Here is a 16,716-nt window from a genome sequence, read left to right as displayed (position 1 = left end):
TCTCTTTTTTATTATGACTTGTCTTCTATTGCAGGCATGCACCCATGATAAAGAAAGTGAAGAGCAAAATTTTAAAAAACCAAATCTCAGTAAGGCTGCATCCTATAATGTTCAGCTAGGGTTGGGTTATTTAAAACAAGGCGATAGACCGAGAGCGAAAAAAAAGCTTATCACTGCATTGGAACAAGAACCGACATCACCTGATGTGAATTCAGCAATGGCATATTACTTCGAGCAAACCAAAGAGTTGGACCAGGCCGAGAAGTATTATATAAAGGCTCTCTCATTATCAGGAAATGCAGGTGCACAGCTCAATAATTATGGGGCTTTTTTATGCAGGCAAGGTGATTACAAAAAAGCTGAATCTTACTTTTTGAAAGCGGTGAGCGACCTAAAATATGTGCATACAGCAGGAGCCTATGAAAATGCAGGCCTTTGCGCCTTATCAGTTCCAAATGAAGATAAAGCTAAAATTTATTTTGCAAAAGCGTTAAATCAGGATCCCTCTCGCAAGGTTTCGTTTTATGAGTTATTAAAACTTGAAGTGAAAGCCGGGAATGATACAGAGGCATTTACCATGGTACAAAAGCATCCTGAATTAGTTCTAAACGATAAAGTGCTGTTATCTTTGGCTAAAGAAGCATCTGAAAAAGTCGGACAGCATGCTATAGCTGCAGAATATGAACAAAACATCAATAATTTGAATTCCAATATCGATAATAGTGGAGTAAATAATGAATACAACAACCACGCTGGATGAAAATATAATAGAACAAGATAGGAATCCAGGAGAGCAACTTGCCAGTATACGCCAACAAAAAGGATATACAGTAGAGTACGTTGCCAATAAATTGCATTTAAGGGCGCGTATTATTGAATTAATTGAAAGTAATGAATTTCATTTGTTACCTGAACCTGTTTTTGTTAAGGGATATTTGCGTGCGTATGCTAAATTATTAGGTACTTCCCCCGAACCTTATTTAGCAATATTTAATGAGCAGTTTGTTACTGAGAAAAAAACTGACCGTGCCCTCCTATGGCAGCAAAGCAAACGTGAATCACATAAAGCGGAACACATCATACGCTGGTTTACCATTTTATTTGCTTTAGGTGTTATTGTGGCTGTAGGTGTCTGGTGGCAAAAAACCCGAGATACCCAACAAGTGTTTCCTGCAAAAAGCGCGCCTACAGATTTATCATTCAATCAAACACCTACTATGGAAACTACGGAGTTAAAACTTACTGATATCTCAAAAATGCAATCCTTGTTAAATCCTAAACCGGAAATGTCTCCTTTGGAGAAAATTGGTGGCTGAGCGAATTCAAGCAATAAGAGGGATGAATGATGTCTTGCCTGAAACAACGGCATTATGGCGTTCTATAGAACATGTTTTTATGAGTGTATTGTCCAGTTATGGTTATCAGGAAATACGTTTTCCACTTGTAGAGAGTACACAATTATTTAAACGGACTATAGGTGAAGTAACAGACATAGTCGAAAAGGAAATGTATACCTTCAATGACTTGAATGGGGACAGTATCACCTTAAGGCCAGAAGGAACTGCAGGTTGTGTTCGCGCTTGCCTCCAGCACGGTCTTTTACACAATCAACAACAAAAATTATGGTATCTGGGACCGATGTTTCGTCATGAGAGACCGCAGAAGGGAAGATATCGCCAGTTTAACCAACTGGGTGTAGAGGCTTTTGGAATGTCTGGTCCCATGGTTGAGTTAGAGCTCATTTCGATTTGTCGAAAGTTTTGGGAACAACTTGGATTTGCAAATTGTGTACAGTTGCAAGTGAATACATTGGGTGAGCTGGCTGAACGTCAACGTTATAAAAAAATTCTGGTCGAATATTTGACTGATCATGAACATCAATTGGATGAGGATAGTAAACGCAGATTAACTCGCAATCCATTACGGATTTTGGATAGTAAAAACCCCGAAATGCAGCAATTAGTCGCTAACGCACCAAAATTAATCGATGTTCTTGATGAGAAAAGCAGGGAACACTTCCAAACTTTTTGTGAAGGACTGGATGCATTAAGCGTACCTTATGTCGTAAATCCTGTTTTAGTTAGAGGTCTTGATTATTACGGACATACAGTCTTTGAATGGGTCACTGATAAATTAGGCAGCCAGGCTACAGTTTGTGCAGGTGGACGATATGATTTATTAGTAGATCAATTAGGGGGTAATCCCACACCAGCAGTAGGTTTTGCATTAGGTATTGAAAGAATATATTTACTAATGGAAACCTTAGGGCTTTTGAAGAATGAAACGAATAAAAACGCATTATATATTATCGCTGTCAATGATGAAGCTGTTGTCAGAGGTCTCATTATTTCTGAAATAATACGTAGTGCTTATCCTCAAATTGAGGTCTCCGTTAATACAGCGGGTGGAAGTTTTAAAAGTCAGTTTAAAAAAGCAGATAAAAGCGGCGCGCGCCTGGCTTTGATTTTAGGTGAGGATGAGCTGGCAACCCAGCAAATCAGTATTAAAGATTTACGTAATGGAGCAGAACAAATTTCAGTAGATCAAAATACAATTAATCAGGTTTTGAAAGATTATTTAGAGTAAGTGCAGGAGAATGCTATGTCAGTGTATATGACTGAAGAGGAACAATTAGAATCGATAAAAAAATGGTGGAAGCATTACGGTAGCCTGGTCACCGTAGTGTTGTCGCTTATACTCTTTGGCATTGCCGGATATCGATATTGGCATTGGCATCAGGAAAAACTTACCCAGCAGGCTTCCATTGCCTACGAGCAAATGATGGTTGCTCTTTCTAACCAAAATATAAAAGCAGTAAGATCCTATGCGAATGAATTAACTCATGAGCATAAGAATACAGTTTATGCTGATGCAGCACATATGACCCTTGCAAAAATTTATGTATCAAAAAATAAACTCGATAAAGCTGCAGAGGAGTTACAAGCTGTAGCTACGAATAGCAAAATGCCGGCTTTAAAACAAATTGCAAAAATTCGTATTGCGCGGATTTATGCCGCAGAAAAATCCTATACCAATGCGCTTAAAGAACTGAGCAGCGTTGAGGATAATACCTACTTGCCGATTATTAATGAATTGAAGGGTGATATTTATGGCGCTACTGGCCAATATCAGGAAGCCTTGAATTCTTATAAAATGGCCTTAGATGAAGTAAAAAATAATGGAATGGGTAATTTATTTTTAGAAATGAAAACAAATGCGGTTGCAAGTAAATCGCATTCGATGATTTCCGGAAATAAAAAAGTAGAGTCTGCATGAGTTTGAAGGATTGAAAAGTGGCATTATCGTAATTTTTCATACCATTTCAAACACATACAGATTAACAATTTATTTGCACAGTAAAATTGAGGTACAATTTTCATGAAAATGAAATTATTTATATTAATTCTCTGCACCTTGATTCAAGGATGTTCAAAGCTTGATGATTACATGTTAGGTAAAGACAATACACCAAAACCTAAAGAGCTCAAGCAGGTTAAAGACAAGATTAAAGTAGACCAAAACTGGTCTGTAGCAGCAGGAAAAGCTTCTAAAAATAAAGAATATTTAAGGTTAAAGCCTGTAGTTAGCAGGGGAGTGATTTATAGTGCGGATGCTAGTGGTTTAGTGCAAGCAATTAATAAACATAACGGTGAAATTAAATGGTCGACGGCAATCAACCATGGTTTGGTTAGCGGTCCTGCTGTAGCTGGTGGATATATTGCTGTAGGTACTAATAATGCCTCATTGGTTGTATTAAATCAAAACAATGGAAAAAAATTGTGGCAAAAAAAAGTTACCGGAGAGATTTTATCTCCACCAACTATTTTGGGTAAAAAAGTAATTGTCAAAACAATTGATGGCAGAGTTTATGCGTTCAACACCGCAGATGGTAAACAGGTATGGATGGCAGAACATGGCTCACCGAGCTTGATTCTTAAGGCGAGCTCCTCGCCTGTTGCTATGGGAAATATGATATTAATCGGTTTCTCTGATGGCAAGCTAGATGCTTTTGATCAACAAACAGGGCGCGTCATGTGGCAACGAAGCATTGCTTATGCCTCAGGTCCAAGTGATGTTGAACGGCTAGTCGATATCGACGCTGATCCCATTGTTGAAAATAATGTAGTTTATCTTGCAAGTTATCAAGGATATATCGGTGCTCTGTCTTTGGTTGATGGTCAATTCATATGGAAAAAACCCGGTTCTGTTTATAAAAACATGATCTTAATTGGAAACAATTTGTATGTCACAGATAGCCATGATGTTGTATGGTCTATTGATAAGCGCAATGGCCAGGTTAATTGGAAACAAACAAGTTTGAAGGCAAGAGGATTAACTGAACCAGCCCTGATAAAAAAGGATTTAGTTGTTGGGGATAAAACCGGCTATTTACATTTTATTGATGCACAAACAGGTGAAATTATCGCCCGTTCCAAAGTTTCCGGAGGCATCAGTATTTCTCCTAGTGTAACTGGAAGAAAACTCTATGTATTAACAGACAATGGAATGCTTAATCAATTATCTGTGAGCTAATAATGATCCCTGTGATTGCACTTGTTGGGCGGCCTAATGTTGGGAAGTCTACTTTATTTAACAGACTGACTAAAACGCAAGATGCTCTTGTCGCTGACTTTCCTGGCCTTACTCGCGACAGACAATATGGTCAAGCTCAGCATGAGAATAAGCACTATATTGTAGTAGATACCGGGGGTATCGGTGTCGATGATATTGCTGTTGATACGTTGATGTCTAAACAATCAGAGATAGCACTAAACGAGGCGGATATTGTCCTTTTTTTGGTTGATGGTCGGGCAGGGTTGACTGGTATCGACGAAAAAATTGCCAGCAATCTTAGAAAATTAAATAAAAAAGTTCATCTTGTCGTTAATAAGACTGAAGGATTGGATGATGACGTAGTGTGTGCGGATTTTCATGCCTTGGGTATTGCTGATGTTCACTCGATATCCTCATCACATGGAAGCGGTATCCGCACTTTACTCGATGAAGTTTTATCACCATTTTCTACTCAATCTGATGAAATTGAAGAAAATAATGCAATTAAAATTGCTTTTGCTGGCCGTCCTAACGTTGGAAAATCTACTTTAATTAATCGAATTTTAGGTGAAGAAAGGGTAGTTGTTTATGATATGCCCGGTACGACGAGGGACAGTATTGCAATTCCCTTTGTCAGGGATGAACAAAAGTACATGCTGATTGATACAGCAGGTGTACGTAGAAAATCCCGAATTGATGAAAAAATTGAAAAATTCTCTGTAATTAAAACCCTGCAAGCCATTGAAGAATCCAATGTATGCTTGCAGCTTCTTGATGCCAGCGAGGGAATTACTGATCAAGACTTAAACTTGCTTGGCTTTATAATTGAATCAGGTAAAGCACTGGTTATTGCCGTGAATAAGTGGGATGGACTGGATGAAGAGCATAAGGAACAAGTTAAAAGTGAATTATCCAGAAGGTTACAATTTGCAAATTTTGCGAAAATTCGATTTATATCCGCGTTGCATGGCAGTGGAGTTGGGAATCTATTTAAAGACATAAATGAAGCTTATGAATCAGCGGTTCAATCTTTTTCTACTCCAAGGTTAACCCGCTTACTGCAAGATATAAGTACAAAACATACACCACCTTGTGTCAATGGGCGCAGAATAAAATTGAGATATGCTCATCTTGGTGGTCATAATCCGCCAGTAATTGTTATTCATGGGAACCAATTGGCTGATTTGCCTGATAGTTATAAACGTTATCTTAGTAATGAATTCATTAAACACTTGGGATTGATAGGGACTCCTTTGAAACTGGAGTTTAAAGGGGGTACCAATCCTTTTGCTGATAAGAAAATAAAGCTATCACAACGGCAAGTGAATAAAAAACGACGACTCATGAAGCATGTTAAAAAGAAGGCAAAGAGTAAAAAATAAAATTCCTTTTTATAGGAATGTGTTAAAAATGAATCAGGGTGGTGGCGTGGTAAAGCCAATAATAGACCACCTTTCATACCCTAAGCTAAGTTTTCAAACTCAGGTTTGGTCCAGTTTTTGATGAGTGTCATCCAGCTCTAATCCACTGATTTTACATAGTGCCTGGCATTGTGAAAGAACCTGTTTCTTTCGGATTGCACCCATGTCCAGTTTATCTAGAAGTTCAGGAGATTCGGCAATTGTTCTGCACAAAAGTACATTATTCCCAAGTAAGGTTTCTATTTCCGCTTTAGTAAAATTGGTTATGCAAGTAATAGGATATAAACCGGAAAACTCAATTAATTCTTTTAAACTTCCTTTTTGAGGAAAGTCCCAGCCAATTAAATGCAGTCCTGCGCATTGGCCATATTGTATTGCGTCGTTAGTAAAACGAGTATTCGTTACAAGCCAGCCTTTTAAAACTTCTCCCGGTTTTTTAATATAGGCTTGCTCGATATCAAGAAAACGCGCTTTGATATATAAAGTTATTTTAACATCACATGCAAGCCCTAAGCGATTATGGTATTTGCATTCAACAAACACATGCTCATTTTGGCGCTCTCCAACGACATCCACTTCATGATTGACACAATATCCCTGAATTATTTGGTTGTTGAGAACTCTAAAGCCTTGATGACGCATGATTTCGGCAATAAATTTCTCGAATGGATATCCTGAGAATCCAAGCTGCATAATGGCTCTTTTAAGATGATATTTACCTGCTAAAGTTTTAGATTTATTGCGCAACAATCGAAATGCAATACGGTAAATCTCATGTGTAGTCATTCCATTAACTATGGACGCGGAGACCTCATTAACAATTTGCGTAATTATTGATTCGTCTGCCCCAACCCGTTTTAATGAGCGATATATATGATATGGGTCGAAAAGAACTTTATCGCCAGAAGATTTGATTATAGTAATGGGAATTTTAGGTATATTAATCATATTCATTTTTCAATCCAACTTAAGTAGCGAACCCTCAATGCCCTTACTTATATCAATTTTATTTGATGGATGAGGAATGGTATTACAGGTAATAATCCGGGCTTCAGGAGAAAGCAATAGTTTTGGATAGGCATCCCCAGCAAAAACAGCATGAACTCCAATACATATGGCAGGTGTCCTGTTTAAGGAATTGATGTGTTTCAATGTTTCTACCATGGTCATGCCTGTAGAAATAATATCATCAATGAGTATAGGGGTAGATTTGCTGTATTGATGTATTCCTGGAATGGCAATTTCAACCTGAGTATCACTTATCCTGTTTTTCTGCAGTACAGTAAAGGGGGCAGAGGATTTTAGCGCAATGGTTTCCACCCATTGGGCGCTTTCTGAGTCGGGTCCAATAAGGAAAGGATCAGGTACATGATGAATAATCCACGCTGCAATCTCATTCGCCGCATGAAGTACCGTAGTTGAAATATCATAAATCTCATTTAAATGCTTCCAGCGATGTAAATGAGGATCAATAGTTATCAAGCTATCAAAATAAGAAGAAATTAATTGTGCAAAATATGCAGAAGTAATACCTTGTCCGGGTTCGAATACCTTATCCTGGCGCATGTAGGTTAAATAGGGGGCTACTAAGATTACTTGAGCGGCGCCTAAAGATTTTGCTGTTTGTGCCGCAAATAAAAGCGGAAGAATTTTCGGGTTAGGAAATACCAGATTCGCTACAAATATAACGCGTCGATTCTTCACATCAGATTCAATTTTTACGACAGTTTCCTCATCAGGAAATTGATGAAAATGAATTGTTCCTTTCTCATACCGACATTTTTGCAGAATTATACGCGCAAGCTCATCATGTCCAAATAAAGCAAAAACGATGGGATTTTTTTTCATGTACTGGCCTCAATTTGAAACAGTTCATGCCCTTGCTTTAGAAAATCTAGAGCATAATTAAGTTCTCCACGAGTTTCAGCATAGATTCTAAAAAGCGGCTGATATTTTTTAACTACTGAATGTAACTCGGTTAATAATTCAACTCCTGCTGCTTTTGTTTTGGGTGCACCCGCAAGCTTTGCCAATTGAGAGATGTGACGGTTATCGATATTAATAATGATGCCAGATTGTGTTGATTCAATAGTGTGGACAATAGGAGCTTTCTTTATTTCTTTTAGGCCGCCTTGAGCCTGGCAAATTGATTCGAATTTAGTCAATGCCTTGCCGCTATTAAGCAAATGGGTAGCTATATTTAATCCTTGCCCAGGTAAAACATTAGGTGAAAACTCTATAATATCTGCCGCTAATGTCAAAGCATGTTCTCGCAAGTCCTGAGGAGCTTGTTTATCACAATTTAAGACTGCTAAGACGTCTAATGCTTCCATGACTGGTCCTATTCCACGGCCCACTGGTTGTGAGCCATCGCTGAAGATTACTTTTATTTTGAGATCGAATTCCTCTGCAACTAATTCCAATAATTTTTTTAATGAATTAGCCCTCTCGATGGAGCGCACTTTAGCTGTGGTCCCAATAGGCATATCAATCACAAGATGATTTGAACCGGCGGCAATTTTTTTAGATAAAATGGAAGCAACCATTTGTCCTTCACTGTCTATATTTGCAGTGCGTTCAATCCGGATTAGTAAATCATCGGCAGGGCTTAATGCCATGGATCCTCCCCAAACAAGACACCCATTTTCCTGCTCTACAACCTTTTGCATCTCATTAAGGCTCAGCTCGACATTAGTAAAGACTTCCATTGTATCTGCTGTTCCTGCCGGAGATGTGATTGCTCGAGAAGAGGTTTTAGGAATCACCAGGCCAAAAGCTGCAACAATTGAGACGACAATAGGGGTTGTGCGATTTCCTGGTAACCCCCCCACTGAATGTTTATCAACAATAAACGGGAATGCCCAGGATAATTTTTGGCCTGAATTGATCATCGCACGCGTCAGATCAATAATTTCCTTTTTAGAAAGTCTGTCTCCGCCGCTAGCAGCGATATACATTGCTATATTAATATCAGAAAGTTGGCCCGATACAATGTCTTTGATTATGTGTTCTGTTTGCTCGGAGGTTAATTCATTACCATAAATTTTGGAACGGATGTAACTGAGGGAGTCTAGTGGTTGAGGATGTATTACTGAAATTTCATCGCCTTCTTTTGCAGACAATAACTCCCAGGCATAAATTGAAAGACTGGCCTCATTATGCCTTAACAGGCTCGTTTCGATTGTATTTAGGGTTGCAACGATAGAACATTTATTGAGTATAACCCGCACACGTGTTTGAGCGGTGAATCCTTCTGATTTACAAATATAGCAATCCTCACGCATATAAATCACGGGTTCTTTATGGGTATTAATACCCAAATATTTAAGCGTGAGGGTTGTATGTTTTTTACTCATAATTTCTCTTTTTGCCCATACTCAGGCACATTACATTGCCATCCAAGTTGTGTTTCAATTTTATGTTTTAAGGATAAAGCAGCTTCTGGCTCTCCATGCGTAATAAATGTTTTTTTAGGTGGTTCCTGGAATTGGCTGAGCCAACCTAGTATCTCACCATAATCTGCATGTGCTGAGGTACTGCGTATCACTTCTATCTGAGCCTTTACAGGAATAGTTTTGCCATGGATTTCAATAAACTTTTTTCCTGCAACCAATTCCGCTCCCAATGTTTCTTCGGCTTGGAAACCGGTAAATAAAAGGGTATTGGCTGAGTCTGATGCATAGTTGCTAATATGGAATACGACACGACCGCCCGATGCCATACCACTCGCAGAAAGAATAATCTTGGGGGTTTTATCCCTATCGAGTTTAATTGAATCTCCGATTTCCTTCACATAAGTGGCAACATTACAAAGCTCCTGACACTGATTTTGGGTTAATCGAAGATCTTCTATATGGCTGTATAAAATTTGCGTTGCATTGATAGCCATAGGGCTATCTAAAAAGATAGGAACATTGGGAATCGCGTTTTCTTTCCTTAATTCAGCAAGATAGTGCAATATTGTTTGTGAGCGGCCAACCGCAAAAGCTGGAATGATTACGGATCCTCCCCTATGTATGGTTTTATTAATAATATTTTTTAACGTAAGCTTGGGCGGTTCCTTTTCATGAAGCCTGTCGCCATAGGTTGATTCAAGTACAAGATAATCCACTTGCTTTATTTCTGTAGGTTTTTTCATTACTGGATCATGAGTCCGACCCAAGTCCCCGCTGAAAAGAAGCGATGTGTTTTGATCCTGTATGTGTACAAAAGAAGAACCAATAATATGCCCGGCAGGGATTAATTGCAGGTTTATATTTTCAGGCAAGTTAATTATTTTATTATATGCTTGTGGCTGAAACAGTTTTAATGCATTTTCTGCATCCTCAACTCCATATAGGGGCAGGGCAGGACGGTGTTTGGAATAAAGATGCTCATTGGCATGTTTGGCATCTTCTTCTTGGAGACGTGCGCTATCAGGTAATAATATGTCGCACAGATCTTTAGTACCATAGGTACAATAAATAGGTTTATTGAAACCATTTTTTACTAACAAAGGCAGATAACCAGAATGATCTATATGGGCATGGGTTAAAACGGCCGCATTCAGTTCTTTGGGATTAAAAGGAAGTGGATTCCAATTCCTTAGACGCAACTCCTGGGGACCTTGGAAAAGGCCGCAATCCACCAAAATATTTGTTTTGCTCCATGATAAGAGGTACTTGGAACCTGTTACTGTTCCAGTAGCGCCCAGGAATGTGATTTGCATAAAATTAATCCTTTAATAATCACACTGACAAAATTTAATTATTATTAAAGCCGTAATGTTAAAACATCACAGGGAGCATGGTTTACTGTAGCATGCGCTGTACTCCCTAAAAAGGAGTGCAAGCCAACAGAAGAATGACTGCCAATGATAATAAGCTGACAATTTAATTCTTTGACCTTGCTAAAAATATGCTCTTTAACGGAGCCTACTTCAACGAATTGGTGGTCCAGGGGAATATTAAAATTTTCGCCCAATAAGGCTAATACGGTCTGTGCGTCGTCTTTGGCAGGGTTTGCCAACTCTGTAAAACCAAGTCCTTGTGCAAGCTGGAAGCTTGCAGGCAGTTCTATGACGTGTAAGAGATATAATTTGGCATTGAACTTTTGGGCAATAGAAATTGCTTTTTCTGTGAGATGATTATGTTCCTTAAGCAAATCCGTAGCAAACAAAATATTCTTATACATGGCAACCTCACAATTATATTTATTATCTTAAATAATAGTAGATTCCTCGATATAAGTACCTATTTTACTTATCAAAAAATAAAATTATTTAATTCGAAATCAAAGAAGGGAGTTAGGATTGGCTATTTATTTTGATAATTAAGCACCCTGAAGATGAGATAAGAGGATGCTAATCTGATTTTTCCTATATGCTTATACACTGCTCATCGAGCTGGAAATCGGAATTAAAACCCGTTGAATCTTTTATCTTGTAATTAGGGTTAATTTCCATAAGAGGGTTTAATACAAAATCTCTAGCTTGAATGTGTGGGTGAGGTAATGTGAGTTTTTTAGATCGGATAACCCGATTTTCATAAAAAAGCAGATCAATATCAATAATTCTGGGCCCCCAGCGTTTTTTTCGCACACGACCTTGTTGTTTTTCGATTTTTTGGCAGGCATTGAGTAATTGTAAGGGAGATAAATAGGTAATGAGTTCTATTACCGCATTACAAAAATCCTGTTGCCCTTGTAATCCCCAGGCTTTCGTCCAGTAAAAAGAGGATACTTTGGTAACCACAGTATGGCGTAATGCTTTAATTGATTTAATTGCTTGCCTGAGTTGACGTTCAGGCATTTGCTGATTGGATCCCAAACCTAAATAACAAACATTCATTGGGTTTCGCTTGTTTTTTTACTTTTAGGTTTACGGCGACGCTTGCGTTTGGGAGAATCGGGGGTTAACTGGGCAACCATTTTGCCTTGTTCTATTTCATCAGCATCCTGGAACGCTGTCCACCATTGTGCCAGTTCCATCGATTCATCACCTGCAAGAGCACGCAATGCCATGAAATCATACGCAGCTCTAAATCGAGGGTGTTGTAAAAGATTAAAGGCTCTTCCTCCAAGTCGTTTAGAAAAACGATACTGTAATAACCAAATTTCCCGAATAATCTGGGTATACCGTTTTGGAATTGAGATGATCTTATTTTGTTCTGCAATGACAACGGACATTGCTTTTTCTATAGAAGGAAGTGGATCAATTCCTGTTTTTTGCAATTCCTTTGAACATTCAATCATTGGAAACCATAAAAGCACAGCAAATAAAAATGCTGGGGTTACTGGCTTATCTTCACGTATACGCGTGTCAGTATTTTCCAGAGCAATGGCGAGTAATGCAGTTACCGGATAGGAGCTATTTAACAGTGAATGGGTTTGGGGGCATAAATACTGGAATAACCCATATTGCATAAGAAGCCTTTGAACCGCTTCTGCATTGCCGCACTGATATAATTTGGTCATTTCATCGAATAAACGTGAATTGGAAACATGAGTAATGAGATGACTTATTTCAGGAAATGGAGCTTCTGTCTCGGGTGCGAGTTTAAAATTTAATTTTGCACTAAAGCGAATCGCGCGTAACATACGTACCGGATCTTCCTGGTAACGTTTTACCGGGTCACCTATCATGCGAATCAGTTTTTGTTCTACGTCTTTTACGCCACCAGTAAAATCAATGATTGTGGAGTCGTTAATATTGTAATAAAGCGAATTAATCGTGAAATCGCGCCGCCAGGCATCTTCATCAAGAGACCCGTAGGCATTATCACGAACCAGCATGCCACGTTCATTTGTTTGTTGGCTCTCATCGACCGCCGCGTGACCTCGGAAGGTGGCAACCTCAATAATTTCCCGATGGAAGAGTATATGCACGAGCTTGAATCGTCGTCCAATAATACGTCCATTTCGAAATAAACTCTTGACTTGATTGGGAGTTGCATCAGTAGCAACGTCAAAATCCTTGGGGGCTTTATGGAGCAGTAAATCCCTGACACTTCCTCCCACGATGTACGCCTGAAAGCCAGCACCAATCAGGCGGTTAAGCACTTTGAGCGCATTGCTGCTAATGTCCGCCTTCGATATGGAATGTTTATTCCTTGGAATTATATAAGCTGAAGCAACAGGCGGAACATGTGCTCTGTTTTTCTTTAACAGCTTTTTGATAAATTTGATGATCTCTGTATCTCTCAAGAATAAATGTAAACGCTAATATTATATAGAAGCCAAGCAATAAATGGAATATTTGACTTTATAAACCGCATCTTTAATCAGGAGAAGTTGACAACTTCAGCGCCAGTAAAGAAGGGGCGTGTAACAAATAATCCCTACTGCTAGTGCAAATAGGATGAATTACGATTCATTCCTATCGATAGCGCAAACAGTGCGAATTACAACTCATCCCGATCGCTGGTTTAAGTATCGCCGATTCCAACTTAATCCCCCACTGGTTTAGTAAGCCTATTTACTTCCCCCCACTTGCCGCGACTTGTCCGCGGCATCCATAAGAATCTCTTGGTAAAGACTATTTGGATGAACAATTGGGATTAGTTCCCTGGACACTCGACAGAAAATTTTTAAGAAAAATTTAGGTAAATATTAAATTAAGGGTATATCATATAGTTTTCAATTTATGACATCTGAGGATTTGATGGATTTTATTGATATAAGTGCGAGTTTGATCGTTTTGGTCATTTTGGAAATTGTTTTAGGGATTGATAATCTGGTTATTTTATCGATCTTATCTGAAAGATTGCCCTCCGAGCAAAGAAAGAAAGCAAGGCGATGGGGACTTACATTGTCCTGGATTATGCGATTAATCTTGCTTGCGGTTGCGGTTGACTTGATTAAATTAACCAAGCCTTTGTTTTCAATCTATCAGATGCCTTTCTCAGCCCGTGATTTTTTCCTTATTTTAGGCGGTGCATTTTTAATCTGGAAAGCTACTGATGAAATCCATCAGGACGTTACGGAAGAACATGCTTTAGTGAATGAAAAATTGCATTCCCGCAAAGCTACTTTCCGAATGGTTATTTTTCAAATTGTTGTCATGGATCTTATATTTTCTCTCGACAGTGTTTTAACCGCTGTAGGGTTGACCTCTCGATTTTGGGTTATGGCATTGGCAATTTCGTGCGCTATTTTGATTATGATTTTTGCCAGTGAAACGGTAAGTGCATTTATTAAAGAACATCCTACAATCAAAATGCTTGCGTTAAGTTATCTAATTTTAATTGGCATGGTATTAGTTGCCGACGGTTTTTCTTTCCATATTCCTCGAGGATATATCTACTTCGCTATGGGTTTTTCACTAGCAGTTGAATCGCTTAATTTATTGAAACGCTCACGCAAAAATCATAGGCGTAAATCAGGAAATTAATCATGCTATACGTTAAAGCATTCCACATTATTGCCATGGTTGCATGGTTTGCAGGACTATTTTACCTACCCCGATTATTTGTTTATCATGCTGATACCCAGGATGAGATAAGTATTCATCGTTTCAAAATAATGGAAAAAAGGCTCTACTATGGCATTACCTGGCCAGCTGCTGTCCTGACCACTTTATTGGGATTATGGCTTCTAAGTTACAATTCTGACTATTACCTCAAAGCAGGGTGGATGCATGCCAAATTAAGCCTTGTGGTGTTGCTATGGATTTATCACTTATTTTGTGGACATTATCTAAAATTATTTGCACAGAATAAGAATCAGAAAAAATCCCGGTTTTTTCGTATCTATAATGAAACCCCTACCTTGTTTCTGATTGCTATAGTTATATTAGTAGTAGTGAAACCCTAATTATTGCCAAAGCCGTCCAATCACATTCGGTGAATCAATTGGCAGTAAATGATGGAATTCAAAGAGGAAATCGTGAATTGCTTATAAATTAAAGTCTTATGATTTGGCGTTTGACGTCATTTTTGACAGTAAGACAAGTTCATCGAAACGAGGATTGTGCCGCATGCAGGGACCATTTTAAACAAGATCATGCGGCGCTAATTCAGGACCTAAAGGGCAGTTTATTCCATTTCTACCATATCAAAATCTTCTTTACCCGCCCCACAATCTGGGCAAAACCAATTTTCCGGGACATCTTCCCAACGTGTACCCGGTTCAATTCCATCTTCAGGCCATCCTTCAGCCTCATCATAAATAAATCCACAAATGACACAAATATATTTTTTATAATCTTGCATAATAACACTCATTTAAAAAAGGGGTAATTTAGCTATTGTGGGCTCCGATGTAAAGATTAACCACTTTTTTTGCCAATTTTTCTGAAACTTTGTAATATTATACCGCAAAATTAGGAGAATTTTATGACGCGTTCAACAGATTTATTTCATCAAGCCCAAACACTTATTCCTGGTGGAGTAAATTCCCCTGTTCGGGCATTCAAAGGAGTAGGTGGCGAGCCCATCTTTTTTAAACAAGGCAAAGGTGCTTATCTTATTGACGTAGATAACAACGAGTACATTGATTATGTGGGATCCTGGGGCCCATTAATTCTGGGGCATTGTCATTCAGGCGTCATTGAAGCGGTAAATCGTGTCCTTCATAGCGGAATGAGTTTCGGGGCGCCTACCGAACTTGAAGTGCAATTAGCTGAAAAAATTATTTCTTTGATTCCTTCGATTGAAAAAGTACGTATGGTGAACTCGGGTACCGAGGCAACCATGACCGCCATTCGGCTGGCTCGTGGGGTAACCAAGAAAAATAAGTTTATCAAATTCAATGGGTGTTATCATGGACACAGTGACAGCTTGCTTGTCAAAGCCGGTTCTGGTCTGCTTACCCTGGGCATTCCCTCCACTCCCGGAATACCACAAAGTGTTACAGAACATACCCTCACAGCAAATTTTAACGATTTGGGTCAAACGGCCCAATTATTTGAAAAATTTCCCGACGATATTGCTGCAGTCATATTGGAGCCCATAGCAGGAAATATGGGATTTGTGTTACCTAAACCCGAATTTTTGCAAGGATTACGGCAATTATGCGATCAATATAATGCATTATTAATTTTTGACGAAGTAATGACCGGTTTTAGAGTGAGCTTACAAGGGGCTCAGGGTATATTTGGAATTACCCCTGATATTACCACGTTGGGTAAGGTTATAGGTGGTGGTATGCCTGTAGGTGCTCTAGGTGGAAAAGCAGAAATTATGTCTTTTCTTGCTCCAGAGGGCCCTGTATACCAGGCAGGAACTCTTTCGGGGAATCCTTTAGCTATGGCCGCCGGTCTTGCAACATTATCCGAAATCGAAAAAATTGGATTTTTTGATAAATTAACTCAAACCACCCAAGCGTTAACCCATGCCTTAGCTTCTGTTGCGGAATCCTTGAAAATTCCATTTTTTACTGCGTCTTTAGGCGGAATGTTTGGTTTTTGTTTTACAGATAAAAAGTGCATTGCAGACTATGCTGATATCGCTGCGTCCGATGAAGCTTTATTCAAAAAATTCTATCATGGGATGTTGGCAAAGGGGGTTTATTTCGCTCCTTCCATGTATGAGGCAGGATTTGTTTCTAGTGCCCACGGAGAATATGAGATTGCCAAGACTCAAAAGGCGGCAGAGGAAGTTCTTAGGGAGTTATCAAAATAGTAAGTGAGTACTTAATTTAAATTGTAATTTTAATCGTGCGGGTAGTCGGAATTCTTAAAATTCTCAGATTACTCCGCACTCTATCAGGAGATAGAGAACTATACCAAAAAATTAAAAATAAAATTTTTTTAAAGGTACTAGAC

17 protein-coding genes are annotated in these 16,716 nt (G+C 38.8%); 9 read left to right on the top strand and 8 right to left on the bottom strand.

The window, feature by feature from the left end:
• Positions 1-13: 13 nt before the first annotated feature.
• From pilW to der, 6 genes are all read left to right on the top strand, one after another.
• A complete protein-coding gene (pilW, locus tag KYQ_RS05135; protein ID WP_172461324.1) occupies positions 14-760 on the top strand; it encodes a type IV pilus biogenesis/stability protein PilW in 747 nt (248 codons plus the stop codon).
• Positions 735-1,316: a helix-turn-helix domain-containing protein gene (locus KYQ_RS05130; RefSeq protein ID WP_010653635.1), complete on the top strand. Its 582-nt coding sequence runs from the start codon at positions 735-737 to the stop codon at positions 1,314-1,316. Before pilW ends, KYQ_RS05130 begins: the two co-directional genes overlap by 26 nt.
• Positions 1,306-2,586: a histidine--tRNA ligase gene (gene hisS / locus KYQ_RS05125; RefSeq protein ID WP_172461313.1), complete on the top strand. Its 1,281-nt coding sequence runs from the start codon at positions 1,306-1,308 to the stop codon at positions 2,584-2,586. Before KYQ_RS05130 ends, hisS begins: the two co-directional genes overlap by 11 nt.
• A gap of 15 nt (positions 2,587-2,601) precedes the next feature.
• Positions 2,602-3,276, top strand: coding sequence for a YfgM family protein (locus tag KYQ_RS05120; RefSeq protein ID WP_010653637.1), 675 nt, complete (start codon positions 2,602-2,604; stop codon positions 3,274-3,276).
• A 102-nt stretch (positions 3,277-3,378) separates the two neighbouring features.
• Entirely contained in the window at positions 3,379-4,533 is a 1,155-nt protein-coding gene (gene bamB / locus KYQ_RS05115) for an outer membrane protein assembly factor BamB (RefSeq protein ID WP_010653638.1), read from the top strand.
• A 2-nt stretch (positions 4,534-4,535) separates the two neighbouring features.
• Positions 4,536-5,936: a ribosome biogenesis GTPase Der gene (gene der, locus KYQ_RS05110; RefSeq protein ID WP_010653639.1), complete on the top strand. Its 1,401-nt coding sequence runs from the start codon at positions 4,536-4,538 to the stop codon at positions 5,934-5,936.
• Between the two features lie 99 nt (positions 5,937-6,035).
• On the opposite strand, the gene KYQ_RS05105 is transcribed toward der, so the two are convergent.
• From KYQ_RS05105 to pcnB, 7 genes are all read right to left on the bottom strand, one after another.
• Positions 6,036-6,929, bottom strand: a complete 894-nt coding sequence (locus tag KYQ_RS05105; protein WP_010653640.1) for a restriction endonuclease — start codon at positions 6,927-6,929, stop codon at positions 6,036-6,038.
• A 3-nt stretch (positions 6,930-6,932) separates the two neighbouring features.
• The gene (locus KYQ_RS05100) at positions 6,933-7,823 is read right to left on the bottom strand and encodes a ribose-phosphate diphosphokinase (RefSeq protein WP_010653641.1); all 891 of its coding nucleotides are present in this window, start codon (positions 7,821-7,823) and stop codon (positions 6,933-6,935) included.
• Positions 7,820-9,331, bottom strand: a complete 1,512-nt coding sequence (locus KYQ_RS05095) for a thymidine phosphorylase family protein (RefSeq protein ID WP_019349709.1) — start codon at positions 9,329-9,331, stop codon at positions 7,820-7,822. Before KYQ_RS05095 ends, KYQ_RS05100 begins: the two co-directional genes overlap by 4 nt.
• Entirely contained in the window at positions 9,328-10,683 is a 1,356-nt protein-coding gene (locus KYQ_RS05090; RefSeq protein WP_019349708.1) for an MBL fold metallo-hydrolase RNA specificity domain-containing protein, read from the bottom strand. Before KYQ_RS05090 ends, KYQ_RS05095 begins: the two co-directional genes overlap by 4 nt.
• A 44-nt stretch (positions 10,684-10,727) precedes the next feature.
• Positions 10,728-11,147: a universal stress protein gene (locus KYQ_RS05085; RefSeq protein ID WP_010653644.1), complete on the bottom strand. Its 420-nt coding sequence runs from the start codon at positions 11,145-11,147 to the stop codon at positions 10,728-10,730.
• A gap of 184 nt (positions 11,148-11,331) precedes the next feature.
• Complete coding sequence (folK, locus tag KYQ_RS05080) at positions 11,332-11,802, bottom strand: 2-amino-4-hydroxy-6-hydroxymethyldihydropteridine diphosphokinase (RefSeq protein WP_010653645.1); 471 nt, start codon at positions 11,800-11,802, stop codon at positions 11,332-11,334.
• Positions 11,799-13,121 (bottom strand): polynucleotide adenylyltransferase PcnB, encoded by a 1,323-nt coding sequence (gene pcnB, locus KYQ_RS05075; RefSeq protein WP_115264604.1) that lies wholly within the window; start codon positions 13,119-13,121, stop codon positions 11,799-11,801. Before pcnB ends, folK begins: the two co-directional genes overlap by 4 nt.
• Positions 13,122-13,614: 493 nt before the next feature.
• Between pcnB and KYQ_RS05070 the strand changes: the two genes are divergently transcribed.
• Positions 13,615-14,343 (top strand): TerC family protein, encoded by a 729-nt coding sequence (locus KYQ_RS05070; protein WP_010653647.1) that lies wholly within the window; start codon positions 13,615-13,617, stop codon positions 14,341-14,343.
• A gap of 2 nt (positions 14,344-14,345) precedes the next feature.
• On the top strand, positions 14,346-14,765 hold the full coding sequence (gene hemJ, locus KYQ_RS05065; protein WP_010653648.1) for a protoporphyrinogen oxidase HemJ: 420 nt from the start codon (positions 14,346-14,348) through the stop codon (positions 14,763-14,765).
• A gap of 221 nt (positions 14,766-14,986) precedes the next feature.
• Here hemJ and KYQ_RS05060 read toward each other — a convergent pair whose 3' ends face one another.
• The gene (locus tag KYQ_RS05060) at positions 14,987-15,163 is read right to left on the bottom strand and encodes a rubredoxin (protein WP_010653649.1); all 177 of its coding nucleotides are present in this window, start codon (positions 15,161-15,163) and stop codon (positions 14,987-14,989) included.
• Positions 15,164-15,286: 123 nt separating this feature from the next.
• On the opposite strand from KYQ_RS05060, the gene hemL reads away from it, so the two are divergent.
• A complete protein-coding gene (hemL, locus tag KYQ_RS05055) occupies positions 15,287-16,573 on the top strand; it encodes a glutamate-1-semialdehyde 2,1-aminomutase (protein ID WP_010653650.1) in 1,287 nt (428 codons plus the stop codon).
• Positions 16,574-16,716 lie beyond the last annotated feature (143 nt).

Origin of the sequence: Fluoribacter dumoffii NY 23 (assembly GCF_000236165.1) — a bacterium.
In the GTDB taxonomy this organism is placed as follows: domain Bacteria; phylum Pseudomonadota; class Gammaproteobacteria; order Legionellales; family Legionellaceae; genus Legionella; species Legionella dumoffii.
This window is presented reverse-complemented; position numbering and strand designations above follow the sequence as displayed.